Annotated in this window: 8 protein-coding genes; 4 read left to right on the forward strand and 4 right to left on the reverse strand. The window is 49.4% G+C overall.

What is annotated here, in order from left to right:
* Window positions 1–281: 281 nt before the first annotated feature.
* A complete protein-coding gene (locus tag H6F91_RS24145) occupies window positions 282–1,472 on the reverse strand; it encodes an MFS transporter (protein WP_190789520.1) in 1,191 nt (396 codons plus the stop codon).
* A 390-nt stretch (window positions 1,473–1,862) separates the two neighbouring features.
* Here H6F91_RS24145 and H6F91_RS24150 point away from each other — a divergent pair, with 390 nt between their 5' ends.
* Window positions 1,863–2,930 (forward strand): DUF4034 domain-containing protein, encoded by a 1,068-nt coding sequence (locus H6F91_RS24150; protein WP_190789521.1) that lies wholly within the window; start codon window positions 1,863–1,865, stop codon window positions 2,928–2,930.
* 227 nt (window positions 2,931–3,157) lie between these two features.
* Here the strand turns inward: H6F91_RS24150 and ureC are convergent, their stop codons facing one another.
* On the reverse strand, window positions 3,158–4,867 hold the full coding sequence (gene ureC / locus H6F91_RS24155; RefSeq protein WP_190772361.1) for an urease subunit alpha: 1,710 nt from the start codon (window positions 4,865–4,867) through the stop codon (window positions 3,158–3,160).
* Between the two features lie 240 nt (window positions 4,868–5,107).
* Between ureC and H6F91_RS24160 the strand changes: the two genes are divergently transcribed.
* Window positions 5,108–5,749, forward strand: a complete 642-nt coding sequence (locus tag H6F91_RS24160; protein WP_190772368.1) for a type I restriction enzyme HsdR N-terminal domain-containing protein — start codon at window positions 5,108–5,110, stop codon at window positions 5,747–5,749.
* A gap of 66 nt (window positions 5,750–5,815) precedes the next feature.
* Here H6F91_RS24160 and H6F91_RS24165 read toward each other — a convergent pair whose 3' ends face one another.
* Window positions 5,816–8,188 (reverse strand): NACHT domain-containing NTPase, encoded by a 2,373-nt coding sequence (locus H6F91_RS24165; RefSeq protein WP_190772362.1) that lies wholly within the window; start codon window positions 8,186–8,188, stop codon window positions 5,816–5,818.
* 123 nt (window positions 8,189–8,311) lie between these two features.
* Between H6F91_RS24165 and H6F91_RS24170 the strand changes: the two genes are divergently transcribed.
* Together H6F91_RS24170 and H6F91_RS24175 are read left to right on the forward strand one after the other, a co-directional pair.
* Window positions 8,312–8,485: a hypothetical protein gene (locus H6F91_RS24170; RefSeq protein WP_190772363.1), complete on the forward strand. Its 174-nt coding sequence runs from the start codon at window positions 8,312–8,314 to the stop codon at window positions 8,483–8,485.
* A 151-nt stretch (window positions 8,486–8,636) separates the two neighbouring features.
* Window positions 8,637–9,623 (forward strand): glycoside hydrolase family 43 protein, encoded by a 987-nt coding sequence (locus H6F91_RS24175; RefSeq protein WP_190772369.1) that lies wholly within the window; start codon window positions 8,637–8,639, stop codon window positions 9,621–9,623.
* Window positions 9,624–9,948: 325 nt separating this feature from the next.
* On the opposite strand, the gene H6F91_RS24180 is transcribed toward H6F91_RS24175, so the two are convergent.
* Complete coding sequence (locus tag H6F91_RS24180; RefSeq protein WP_190772364.1) at window positions 9,949–12,573, reverse strand: DUF4347 domain-containing protein; 2,625 nt, start codon at window positions 12,571–12,573, stop codon at window positions 9,949–9,951.
* Window positions 12,574–13,804: the final 1,231 nt, after the last annotated feature.

The raw sequence follows: 13,804 nt of genomic DNA on the forward strand, positions 1-13,804 counted from the left end.
CCGAACCGTTCCTGAACATTCCAGAGTTTTGCAGGTAAGGTATGGACTGAGCCAAGAACTAAAATCCTGAGAAGGGGAGTACAGGCGAATCTCACCTCCCCCTCCACAAGATTTTGTTTGACATCAGGCATTCCAACCTGTTTAGTTGAGTCGGGTGACTAATGTGTTTCTTCGAGGATTAAGGAGATTTCCAGTAATGAAATACCCCCAGAATGTTGGTGCTTTGCCCGCTTCGCGGGCAAAGCACCAACATTCTGGGTAAATTCTTATGCAGAAACCTCCTAACTTAAAGGCGATCGGTACCAACTCAGCAGGGCAACAGTAACGAGCAGACTTCCTGTTAGCAAAAGTGCGGTCTCGATTGACAGCAATTCAGTGAGCATTCCCATAAGCAGCAATCCAACTGGCCCAGCGGCGAAGTGGATCGCACTCATAGCTGTGAAGACTTGTCCTGCGATCGCCGCTGGCGTTTCTATTTGTAAAACCGTTTGCTCCAAAGGATTACCTACCCCCAGCAACAATCCTGCTAATGCCGTGAGAAGAACTACCTGATAGGGGTGGGTTGCAAAAGCACACAGAAGAATAGAACTGCCCGTCAGTAGCCAACCACCATAATAGATAACGGAATAGGAGCATCGCCGAGAAAGCCAGGAGAACGCCATAGCACTTAGGGTTGCGGTTAATCCAAAAACGGATAGAGCAATACCTAATAAGGGAATATTGTTGAGTTTTTGAGTGGCCAAAACGGGTAGCAATAGACTCAGAAAAGGTAAAAGCGCAGCATTTGTGACGATGCCTACAATGGCAAGAGACTTAAGTTGAGGATGCCCGAAAATAAATGCAATACCGGGCCAGGGAGATACTTCCGGGTGTTTTTGAGATGTCGTGCGGATGTGGGGGACTGCGATCGCAAATATAGCTGCACACCCGAGAAAGGTAACAGCATTCACAAGGAATGCAGGAACAATTCCTGTCAGGCTGATAACACCAACGCCAAGGATAGGCCCGATGAAATCTGCTGCATTTTCTAGGGTGCCACGCCAAGCATTAACCCGTTCGAGAGAGCGTTCAGATATCGCTGCTACGTTGACCACTAATGTTTGTCGTGCTGCCACTCCCGTCGGATCAAACAGCGCTCCCAACAGGACTAGCAGAAAAATTAAGGCGGGAGAAACGCGATCAAACGTCGTAAATACGAATGGCAATGCCAGCGTTGAAACGAAACTGAGCAAATCGGCTACAACACTCATTCGCCATGCTCCCAAGCGGTCAATGAATCGTCCTCCTACCACGGCCGCCAGGATGATTGGAATAATACTGGCAGTGCTGGCAATACCCGTCACCCAAGGGGAATGGGTGAATTGCAGCACCAGAATAGGAATGGCTACCGCTGCAATTTGATTCCCCAACAGGGACAGGAATTCTGCCACCATCAAACCCACTATGGGCATTGATTGAATTGTGAGTTTCATGGCTGCCCTGAAAGGGTTCTCAAGTGCCCTAATTGCGTCGAGCCTATATTAACCTGGCAATTCAAGAAGGCACAGCATTTTGTTTTTTATATGAGATTTGTATACGATCGCATTACAACAACTAAGCATGTGTTATGACATTTTAAAGAAGCTTTTTCTTATAGCTAGGATGTGTTTTAGAACTGATTAAAATAGTTGTTCTTTCAGGCTCGAAACGTACAAAAAAGCTTTAGAACAGACCCCAGCGAAAATTACCTGTTGAGCCCCTTCTTGCTGCTTCATAACTGAAAAATACAAACGACTCGTACTTGCATCATGATGTTCAAGATACAAAGGACTATTTTCTTAGCATTACTATTATTTCTTCCCGGATGCTCTGTCGTACACTACATGAATGAGGTGTCTATTGTCAGAACGGGTATTGCATCGGGTATTCCAGCTGCAACCATACCCTGTGTTGAAGTTCCAAGTTCTAACCAATTGGAAATGACTATTCGCTTAGAGATTGCCTCGGAAGTAGCGAATGCTCTCGCAGCAGGCGACTTTAAGACTTTAGAGGATTATTACAGCTTATACAGACAAAGGACAAGCCGAACCCCAGGGGGGCGATGGAAACTACAGATGTTTTATGCAGGTACGGACTTTGATCACCCTGACAACAAAAAAGATATCGCAGCGTTTGAAGCACAGTTATTGCAGTGGATGCAGGCATATCCTCAGTCGCCTGCTTCCCATATTGCTTATAGTCGGTTTCTACTAGATCGCGCCTGGCAGTTTAGAGGGGGCGGATATGCTCGTGAAGTTCCTCGTGAAGCGTGGGCTCCTTTTTATAAAAATGTTGAATTGGCGAGAGTTCATCTACAGCAAACTAGAGAGTTTGCAAGTGCCGATCCCCAATGGTATGTCAGTATGTTCAAAGTCGCTCAAGCCGAGTCTTGGAGCCGACTAGAAGTCAAAAAGCTATTACGAGAGGCATTATCTAAAGAGCCTTATTATCAGGAAACCTATCAAGCAGTATTTGATAATCTATCCCCTAAGTGGGGTGGCAGCTATCAGGAAGCTGAAACTTTCGCAGATGATGCTGTGACTATAACCAGTCAATGCGAAGGACAAGGAATGTATACGCGCATTTACTGGAGAGCGATTGATTCCAACACTGATTTTATAGACAATCCATTCGGAAGTTCGCGTGTGAGTTGGGAAAAGATGAAGCTGGGTTTTGAGGATATTATTGCCCGCTATCCTAGCGCATGGAATATCAATAATTTTGCTAGATTTGCATGTTTAGCCGGAGATCAGGAAACAACGAGACGATTGATCAATCAAATAGGCGATAAACCCATCTTAGAAGCATGGACGCAGAAAACTACGTTTGCAGATTGTCAAGCATGGGCATCTCAGTCTTCGCAGATTGCTAAGCATATAAGCCCTTTCGATCTGGCGAGGTACGAGAGATAGATGTGGGACAGGGTTCCATATCTGTCTCTCGTACCTCACCAAATTAAATACTGCAAGCCATAGATCATGCTTAACCTACGTTCCAAGCCATGCATCGCACCCAATAGGCACCGCTTTCAATAGCTTCCGTTCTGACTCACCAGGCGATGGCAATAAACAGTATGAGTAGAGCACAAAGGCTCGTTTGCGCTCTACTGGCTAAACCGTGACAGTATCGGGCCTATTTTCTAGAACAGGAAATAACGCTGGGCCATGGGTAGGACGCTAGCAGGCTCACAGGTAAGCAGTTCCCCATCGGCACGAACCTCGTAAGTTTCGGGATCTACTTCGATGTGGGGAGTTGCATCGTTCAGCTTCATGTCCTTCTTTGTAAGCTGCCGGATGTTAGAAACTGGAAGCGCTTGCCGTTTGAGCTTGAGCTGTTGGGGCACATCGTTTTCCATGGCCGCTTTGGAGAGGAAGGTGAACGAGGTGTGATGAATAGCACTGCCATAGCTAGCAAACATAGGCCGCATGTGTACGGGCTGCGGAGTTGGAATACTCGCGTTTGCATCTCCCATCTGCGCCCAGGCAATCAAACCGCCCTTCAACACCAGTTCCGGTTTGACCCCAAAGAAGGCCGGCCGCCAGAGGCAGAGATCTGCAAATTTGCCCACTTCTACAGAGCCAACATACTGAGAGATACCGTGAGTAATAGCGGGGTTGATGGTGTACTTGGCGACGTAACGTTTGGCACGGGTGTTATCGTTGCGATCGCTATCCCCTGCCAGCGCTCCCCGCTGCACCTTCATCTTGTGCCCCGTCTGCCAGGTACGAATAATCACTTCCCCAATTCGTCCCATGGCCTGAGAGTCCGAAGAGATAATACTAAAGGCTCCCAGGTCATGCAGGATATCCTCAGCGGCGATTGTCTCCCTCCGAATCCGCGACTCTGCGAAGGCCACATCTTCCGGGATGCTGCGATCGAGGTGGTGGCAGACCATCAGCATATCCAGGTGTTCTTCCAGGGTGTTGATAGTGTAGGGGCGAGTGGGGTTGGTAGAGGAAGGCAAGACGTTTAGTTCACCGCAGACTTTGATAATGTCCGGAGCGTGACCACCACCTGCCCCTTCCGTATGGTAAGTGTGGATACAACGGCCTTTGAATGCAGCGATGGTATCCTCCACAAACCCTGCTTCGTTCAGGGTATCAGTGTGAATTGCAACCTGCACATCGTATTGATCCGCAACGGTGAGACAGGTATCGATCGCTGCTGGAGTTGTCCCCCAGTCTTCGTGGAGCTTGAGGCCGATCGCCCCCGCTTCCACCTGCTCGTTCAGTCCTTTCTCCTGGCTGCTGTTGCCCTTACCCAAAAAGCCAATGTTCATCGGGAAGGCTTCCGCCGCTTCCAGCATGCGATAAATGTTCCAGGCTCCGGGGGTACAGGTCGTTGCGTTGGTACCTGCCGCTGGCCCGGTGCCGCCGCCGATCATGGTGGTAATACCGGAGGCGATCGCCACCTCAATCTGCTGCGGGCAAATGAAGTGAATGTGGGTATCCAGGCCACCCGCCGTGAGGATCATGCCTTCCCCGGCGATCGCCTCGGTACTCGGCCCAATAATAATATTTACGTTGTCTTGAATCTGGGGATTTCCGGCTTTACCGATCGCTGCAATCTTACCGTCCTTAATCCCCACATCCGCTTTAACGATGCCCCACCAATCCAGAATCAGCGCATTGGTAATGACCAGATCCACCGCACCATCTTCACGGGAAATGGGTGACTGCCCCATGCCATCACGGATCACCTTGCCGCCGCCAAACTTTACCTCATCCCCGTAGGTGGTGTAGTCCTGCTCTACCTCAATGATTAGAGCCGTGTCAGCCAGGCGGATGCGATCGCCCACCGTAGGGCCAAAGGTGTCGGCATAGGCGCGTCGATCCATGCGATAGCTCATCGTCAATCTCCCTTCCGTCAAGTCTTAAGCGGGTTGTTTGGCAACCAACCGCAAATTGTCGCAGGCAACGGCCCCATCAACGGTGCGATAGATAACCAACGCAAAGCGTATCACAGGGCTTTCGCAAAGCTTCCAGACTTTCGGGAAATTTAGCGATTGGGCTGGGATTCGGTTTGTAGCTTCCCTAAAATGGAATCAATACCTGCTGATGCCCCAAAAGCAGGGATGCATGAGGAACCTATGGCTCAGGTGTTTGCTGTTACGGATGCGGTCAAAAGTCTTGCGGAGGCTGAAGCCAAGCTCAACTTGAGTCGTGCGGAAGAATCGTTTTTCGAGGAGTGGTGTTCAGCCTTACCGCCTATCAGCGCAACTGAGCAGACTGCCTTAGACACCATACGCCGCCGATTGCTATATCACAGAGCCGATGGAGAACTGTTGGAGGGGGCTGTAACTCTACTGGTTGCATCACCGCTTTTGGAGCTAGCAGGTTTTTATGACCCGCCATTCAAGATGAAGGCGGAAGCTGCGATTGAAATTGCCCTCAGCGATGGAGAAGAAATTCTACGGGGACGGATTGACATTTTGATTTTGCAGCAGCAACTTTGGGTGATGGTGCTGGAATCGAAGAAGACTATGATTTCAACGCGCTCAGCTCTGCCGCAAGCACTGGTTTATATGATGGCAAACCCTAATGCTGAGAAACCTAGATTTGGTGTGCTCACAAATGGTGATGACATTGTGTTCATCAAACTTGTGACGCGACCAACACCTCAGTACGCTTTGTCGCGGGCTTTTTCGATCTATACAGTCGCAAGTGAATTGCAAGCAGCATTTCAAGTGTTGAAGCGGTTGGGAGAGGCGATCGCAAACACCGCTGCATAAATCTGGGCTGATTTAGGAAGTAAGGTTGTGGGGAGGGCGATCGCCATTGAAATAACTACCCAGATTTCAATGGGTACGTTTCTTAATTTCAGCGATCGGCAGCAATAAGGTTTCCTCGATCTCTTCCCGCACACCCCGGCTGACATAACAATCGCTATTGAGGCAAGCCACTAACAGTTTGTTGGCCTCGTAATACTGCTTCAGTTGTTGCTTCTGAGCATCACTAAAATGCCAGTCATAGCCAATATTGCGGTGTTCAATCATTACGGCTTGTAGTTGACTGGCCCATGCTTGTATATTCTGTAGACACCACTCCACTGTAATATCACTTATCTGTTTAGGATCTGGTAGCTGAGCAAGTAGGTTTTCTAGATGAGTTAGGAGTACGTACTCCTGCTTACTGTTTAACTGGCGTAGGAAATAACAGGCACGAGAAAAGTCGTAATTACAAACGATAGTGCGGACAATAGCATAGGTATAGGCAACTTCGGTAGATTCGTTAATCTTGTCATAGGCAAGGGCAACGGAAAGAGCACGGTTAAGAGCACGGTCAAAATCAATATCAAAATTGAGAACAAGGGTATAGCTGAGGGTAAGATCACGAGTGAGGGCACAGTCAAGGGCATTATCAAGGGCACAGTCATAGCCACGCAGATTGTAATTGTAGTCACGTTCAAAACTGAGGGTGAAATAGAAGGCACGAACAGCCGCAGATTTGTAAGAAGTATGGGTAGACAATGATTTTTCAAAAACCCAGCTTAAAAATCCTTGAAGGCCTAGATCTTTAGCTAACAAATCATCCGTAGCCTGTTTGAGTTGTCGCAACAACTCGTCTGCTGGGAGTACCATTCCCACCGTCAGTAAGACGACTTCCCGCCATCGTTTCTCAGTCAAATTTTGGGTCAAGGGCTGAAAGTTTGCCTTTTCTTTGATGTCTCGCGCCGCAAAGTACTCATGAAAAGTGAGATGAGAAAAGGAATAAATGCCACGGGCACATTCTACAAACAAACCATGCTGAGCTTCGATGGATTTCAACACAGCTTCGCTGTCTAGTTCCAAGGTTTGCCCGTCCCTGCTGGCTTCGGGCAGATGCGCAATAAACTCCCGAATTTGCTGTTCCAGGTCTTTTTGCTTAAAAAAGTAACTGCCAGCTTCAAAAGTGTGATAGGCAATGTGACTGAGTAGGTTTTCCTTGCCTGGCAGAGACAGCTTTTTGTAAACCTGATCACGCTCAATATTGCGCTTCACATCCCACTTTTTTAGCAGCACATCCACGCCCCTCTTGTAGAATTCAGCGCGGTTTACCGGAAACTCACTGGAGTCTTCAAATGCTAGGCAAAGCAGCATCAACAACAAGGGGCTACTGGCTAATTCGCGAATCGGCGGATGAGCTTTTAGCGCCGCCAAAAACCGTTCTGCTCTGACCTCATCCTGTTTACAGCGAAACCATTTTCCAGCAATATCCGCAATCTGGTCATTATCAAAATCTGCGACTTCCACCTCCGTAAATCGTTCAAAGATGTACTCATGGGCAGCAATCCGGCAGGTGATAACAAAGGCATTACGGGCATAATATTCAGAAAACTGTTGGATTTGGCGCAACACTCGCGAGGCATCCGTTTCGCGCACTTCATCCAATCCATCCAGGAGAATGAGGGCGCGTCCTTCTCTCAGAAGTGTCTGTAAAGATTCAACACCTACAACCGTTTTGGACAGGGCTGGTTGCCCCTCTCCCGCTGCTGAAATCAAGGTACTCAAGTAGGCCAACACATTTGGTTGCTCCTCTGCTTCTGCAAAATCCTTGAGGGTCACAAACAGGGGCACGCGATCGGCCTGAAACTGGCCTCCGATACACTGGATCGCCAGGTGCTTTAGAAACGTGGTTTTCCCGGCTCCCGGCTTACCCAAAATCATCAGCTTGTTGTGCTGCTCGACAGCTTCCAATCCCGGAACCCGCTTTTCTGCGACCCCTCCCAGGCTAAACCGCTCAAAGTCTTCTGGTGAGACTTGTGCCAACAATTGCTCTAGATTCAACCCTCTACGCGCGGTGATTTTTTCCAAAATGTTGGCGTGGGTATAGATCTCGCCCAGACCGATCGGTTGCGCCATATCCAACACGCGCATCGTCCCACACCGTTCTTGAATAAGAGGGCGAATGCGATCGCGCATCTCCCGCACCATCTCATCCATATCAGGCTTTTCTGAGGATGGCTCAACCTCTAAAACCGCCACATCCTCAACCCTCACCCCCAATAGCTGACAAAGCTCCTCAAACGTAACCCGCTCAATCGCTTCTCCCCGAAGCAACCGGGTAATTGGCTGACGGGTTTTCAAACCAAGCTCGTCTTTCAGCTCATCCTGCTTCCAACCATCCCGCTTGATTGCCTTGCGGATGATTTGAATGCCCTCTGCGGATGCTCGAAGCGATCGCCCAGTCATAGAAAACCAAAAATTTCAAAAATTTTGCTGTTCTAGTTTTAGCTCATGCAACTCATACAACTCACGCATCAGATCTCACGCACACACTGACGATGCTAGTGGAGTCGATTTGCAGAGGCTCCTATGAACAAGAAACAGTGGATTAAATTAATCGGATTCGTGGTCGTGAGTGGTGCTACCTGGCTCAATCCCAGTGCTGGCTTTCTGATCTTTCTACTCAAGCTGTGCTTTCACATCCTTAAGGCATTGCAGGAGAAGCCGCAGAACCACCCACGCCAAAATCCTGAAATTGGATGAGGTGATTAGGGCAATAACTTCTCAGAATGGGGAGTGTCAAAGGGTGGAATGTGAGTGAAGGCGATCGCACCACTCAGCGCAGAACTCCTCCAGCATAGGAACCTGCCAACCCTTGATCGCCCCTTCTGGTTATCAGGTCAAATCTATGCAAATGAAAACGACGTACACCAACCCCGTCTACAGCCAGTACTTCGCAGACCCTTTCGTTTGGCAGCATGAAGGGATTTATTACGCAATCGGTACAGGGCCAGCGGAAGCCGCCGGAGAGGTGGATGAAGTTGGTCAGCGATATGTTTTCCCACTACTGCAATCGGAAGATTTGATCAACTGGCATGAGGCCGGAAAGGCACTTCAGCGGCCTGATCCAGCTCTAGGAGACAACTTTTGGGCTCCGGAGATGGCCTACTGCGATGGGCGTTTCTACCTCTACTATTCCGTTGGGCATGAGGATAAGAACCATCAGTTACGGGTGGCAACGAGCGATCGCCCCCTTGGCCCCTACAAAGACTGCGGTGTAACCCTGGTCGATCCCAAAACCACACCTTTTGCCATCGACCCCCACGCTTTTCAGGATGATGACGGGCAGTGGTATTTGTTCTATGCCCAGGATTTTCTGGATGCTGAAGGCGGCATTCGGGCAGGCACAGCGTTAATGGTCGATCGCCTGGAAAGCATGACCAAATTGGCAGGTGAGGGTAGGGTTGTACTGCGGGCACGTTCTGACTGGCAGCGGTTTCTGCGCGATCGCCCCATGTATGGCGGCATCTACGATTGGCACACGTTAGAAGGCCCCTGCGTTCGCAAACATGAGGGGCGCTATTACTGCTTTTACAGTGGTGGACGGTGGGAAACCGACAGCTACGGTGTTGATTATGGAGTAGCAGATCACGTTATGGGGCCATATTCCGATGCAGGCAATGAGGAGGGGCCACGGGTGTTGCGATCGCATCCCGGCTATGTTCTCGGCCCCGGCCACAACTCCATTACCCTTGGCCCCGATCGTCAAACCGAGTACATCATCTATCATGCCTGGGATGTCAACATGGAAGCCCGCCGCATGTGCATTGACCCGTTGCAATGGACAGCGGAAGGCCCCCGCTGTCCCGGCCCCACCTGGACACCACAGGAATTACGCTAATTTCCGCCACTCCCACTATTTTGAGTGTCGCTCCTGATACTCGAACTAATCGGGTGTATCCCACTTTTGCAAATTTGGAAATCCACTTTTGTAGGTGAAGCGGGCTTCGTCCGCTTCACCTACAAAAGTGGGATGCACCCAACTAATCTGGGTTCGGGTTAAGGAAATTTTCGAGTGCCACGCAGCATGCGGCACTCAAAAATTTCCATTTTGGTTTACCCCAAATTAAGGTTAATGAACGTGACCAAGGCTATAGATGATAGAAAAAGATGCTTGGCGCTAAGCGCCAAGCATCTTTTGAGTTCTCTCAATTACATTTCAGCTTCTAACCAAAGTAATTCAATACAGGTAGCGTGGAGGCTGTTGTATCAGCCAAGGGCATCTTAATTCCTGTCACATCTACAATCAAATCTGTAGCGGCCTGGAATCCTGCCTGCGTATCGTTCACCCCGATGTACTGACGTTGCTGCCAGATAAACATCACGGCCTCTGAGGCCCCCAGGGTCTGACTCCCCGCTAAAGCTAAATCTTTATCGGCAAAAGCCACCTGAGATGCGGCTGCAAGTGTGGTACCGCTGACAGTTCCGAGATTAAACATGGCCTGGGGCACATTAGGAGTTCCCAGATTGTTATCGTAGTCAAGGCGAATGCGATCGGCTGCTGTCGGCGCAAAATCCGTGATTCGATCGGGGGCAGCGACCAGAGATTGTTGCAACGCCCCCGCTAAGGATGTACTTGAGTAGATGAAGCGATCGCTTCCTAGCCCTCCTGTTAGGGTATCGCCACCCTTACCACCTAGCAGCACATCAATGCCATCCCCACCGGAAATGACATCAGCACCATCGGTCCCATTCAGGCGATCGGCTCCCGCGGTGCCCTGAATAACATTGGAGGTGCTGGGGCTAGGGCTAGGGCTAGAGCTAGGACTAGCAATAAACTCTTCAGCACCGACATCAATCTGAGCATCACGGGTGGTACCGCTTTGGTCGATATTAGGGGCACCAGTAAGAACCCCGGTGTTGATGGCGGCACTACCAGAGAGGAGTGCATGGCTCAGCAAGAAAGTATGGCCATTGGTCGCCAATGCCGCCAGCTTCGCATCTACAAAACGGATGTTTTGTACAGCCACATCATCATTAGCCCGTCCTGTCTGAATATTGCCACCACCGTTAGTCAGGGGTCGGTTTGTGTGTTGCTGAATATTCCAGGTATTGCCTCCATTGCCAGCAGTATTGCGGTAGAAGATGGTGTTGCGTGCGGTCACGGTATAGCCGCTTGCAGCAAGAATGCCCCCACCTACCCAGCCAGCATAGTTGTTGGCAATGGTGCTATTCACAATGGTGGTATTGCCACGCAACACCATCCCGCCCCCCAGGCGATTGTAGTCGTTACCATTGGCTCGGTTTGCCGAAAAGGTGCTGTTTGTGATAGCTGTTGGTGCATTCATCATCCACAGGCCACCCCCCTGGTTTGAAGCAATATTGCTGACAAAGGAAGTGCGGTTGAGATTTAACCCTCGGTTCACCTCGTTGCTCATCAGCACTAAAGCGCCCCCATTGCCAGCACTGCCACCGCCCGTCAAAGCCCGCACCGAGTTGTTCTGGAACAACGTTGTACCAATATCTACGCGATCCTGTCCAGCCGTGTAGATGTAGGCAGCTCCCCCTTCTCCCTGGCCCTGGTTTCCTTGAAAAACGGTGCCGTTAATGTTCACAAAGCCGGAGGTCTGGGTCGTAGAACTGGCTCGATCTACATATAGAGCACCGCCATACCCTCGCAGGAAATCATTGGGCTGACCCGAGTCAAATCGGCCCGAGAGGGTGTTGTTATTGACAAAGCGACTGTTGGTAATGGTGAGTTTACCGTTCAGGCTATTCACTGCACCACCATTGATCCCTGTGTTGCCGGTGAAGGAGGTGTTTTCAATGGTGAGAGCGCCAGGGCTAGCAAAGGCGATCGCTCCCGCTCCCCGCTCATTATTTCCCGCGACGGCCCGGTTATTTTCAAAACGGCTACCCGATACCCGAAGATTATTTTCCCAGGGGCTGTAAATCGCTCCACCTGCTTCGTTAGCCACGTTTCGCAAGAAGCTGACACTTTGCACAATGATAGAAGCTCGATGTTCTCCCCGAATAGCGCCGCCGTTCTCAGCGGTGAACCCATCCACCAGGGAAAGGTTCTTGATGGTAAAGGTGGTGGGAAGGCTCTGATTGGATTGGACGTGGAAGATGCGGGTGACGCGGTTGCCACTGATGCCGACATTAGTAACGCCAGTGCCATCAATGGTGATATTGCGGCCCGCCGGGATGGTGATTTCGCTACTGAGGGTAATGACCTGATTTGCAAGGCTTGGGTCAAAGTTAATCACAGTGCCAGAGACGGCACGGGAGACCGCATCCCGCAACGACCCGGCCCCGCTATTAGCCGTATTGGTAACTGTAATAACGTTGAGCGTACCTGTGTAACCCGCAACTTGAGTAACCTGGGTTTCAATTTTTCCGGTTACAACTTCCAAATCCCAGTCGCCCCCAGCTCCGGTCAGGTCATTGGAGGCCGCTACGTCAGCTCCAGTTAGCTCGCTGAGCCGTTGAATGAAGGCGTTACCTTCAGCCGCCACATCGCAGCCATAGAGCAGAATATCAGCCGTTTCTGTGAGGGCATTGGCCCATTGGCTAATCTGGCCTGCCGAATCATTCAAATGGCCCACAGTGACCTGGCTTCCCCCCAATTGCAGCAATCCCGCGCTGCCATGGGAGAAGATTTCGATGCTCCCAACCCCCGATCGCCCAGCCAAAGCCTGAGAAATCTGCATCAGCCCATCCTGCTCAGAATTGAGCAGAATAACTTCTGTACCAGGTTTCAAGCCGCTGATAAGCCCACTCTTATCGGTCAGAGAAGCATCAATGAAGGCGATCGCCCGCCCGGTAGATCCAGCAGTCAGGTTAGCCATAATCCAATTCCTCTGAAATAGTGTGAATAGGTTGGTCGTGCAAAGTGACGAACAGGAATGCAATTGCAGCCCCTCTCTAGGGCGGCGATGCAATGTCGATGCCCAGGATGCTCAGTTCCGTAGAAGCAGATAGAGACGATCTGCCTGCGGAAAAGCATTTGAACACGTTTGACGATGAATGTGCAGACTCAGCCGCACCCTTTCAGCGAACGGCACGCAACGTTCGAAGTCGTCTACGGCCGAAGGGTGAGCACAAAACAGGGAAGTGAGATCGACAGGAACATCCAGGAAGCGTTTTAGACGCTAAAAATCGAAGTCAGCCTTTGGCTGCCATGAGCCAAAGTCAGACCTCATCCGCGGTAAGAGCACGCCTCTACAGCCTAGTGATAACCGCCCCAGTGATGATTCGTGTTTCGTGAGATTACGGAAACTTGTATTGCAGAATTTCAGTGAAATGCCCGTAAATCCTCGCGTTTGCAAAAAGTTCCTGGAATAGCGATTTAATTCACCAGGCAAATTTCAAGCTTTCTTGGAATATAAACCCCTATTACTTCCGCAAAAATACGGGAACCTATTTCACAGTCCCTTGAGCATGGGTGACACGAATATACGGTAAAATCTACCGCCTATGGCATAGGCCATCTATTCACAAAGGCAGTATATTCCATCTGAAGAAATATTTATTTGACGCGAGGTCACAGATTTAATACGAGGTTACGACTGCGATCGCAAATCAAGAGGTCATCCAAAAAATATTGTGAAGATTAGATAGTTGACATTAAAAACAAATATGTGCTTTTTCTTAATCAGTCTAGATGTCATTTATTACCTGGAGCAAGTGAATAAACGGGCACAATTACTGCGACAGAGATTGCAGCAATACTAATATATAAGCAACTCAAGTATTATTGACGCATTACATAAGCTAAACGAATTAGAAACCAACACCAAAATTTATTCTCTTTTACGTGAAACTACATTGATCAGCAAACAGATATAAAACAACAATAATTACACGTACACTACAAGTTACTTTTGATACATCATGCTGGCCGAGGAATAAACAACCTTTATCATGAAAGGTAAGCAGGAATTATAAATTGGATAAGTTGTGAATTGAGCAGGAATATCGAATTAAATAAGTACAATAACCGTTATACAAGAATTACAGTTTATTTAACTCACCTTTCAAAGGTAGAAAAACATTTGAAGAGAACACGTAGACATGCAA

This window comes from Leptolyngbya sp. FACHB-8 (assembly GCF_014695575.1).
GTDB lineage: Bacteria > Cyanobacteriota > Cyanobacteriia > Elainellales > Elainellaceae > Vacuolonema.

Coding starts and splice junctions, on each gene's coding strand:
- H6F91_RS24145 (WP_190789520.1), bottom strand. CDS start 1,472: ATGAAACTCACAATTCAATCAATGCCCATAGTGGGTTTGATGGTGGCA.
- H6F91_RS24150 (WP_190789521.1), top strand. CDS start 1,863: ATGAATGAGGTGTCTATTGTCAGAACGGGTATTGCATCGGGTATTCCA.
- ureC (WP_190772361.1), bottom strand. CDS start 4,867: ATGAGCTATCGCATGGATCGACGCGCCTATGCCGACACCTTTGGCCCT.
- H6F91_RS24160 (WP_190772368.1), top strand. CDS start 5,108: ATGGCTCAGGTGTTTGCTGTTACGGATGCGGTCAAAAGTCTTGCGGAG.
- H6F91_RS24165 (WP_190772362.1), bottom strand. CDS start 8,188: ATGACTGGGCGATCGCTTCGAGCATCCGCAGAGGGCATTCAAATCATC.
- H6F91_RS24170 (WP_190772363.1), top strand. CDS start 8,312: ATGAACAAGAAACAGTGGATTAAATTAATCGGATTCGTGGTCGTGAGT.
- H6F91_RS24175 (WP_190772369.1), top strand. CDS start 8,637: ATGAAAACGACGTACACCAACCCCGTCTACAGCCAGTACTTCGCAGAC.
- H6F91_RS24180 (WP_190772364.1), bottom strand. CDS start 12,573: ATGGCTAACCTGACTGCTGGATCTACCGGGCGGGCGATCGCCTTCATT.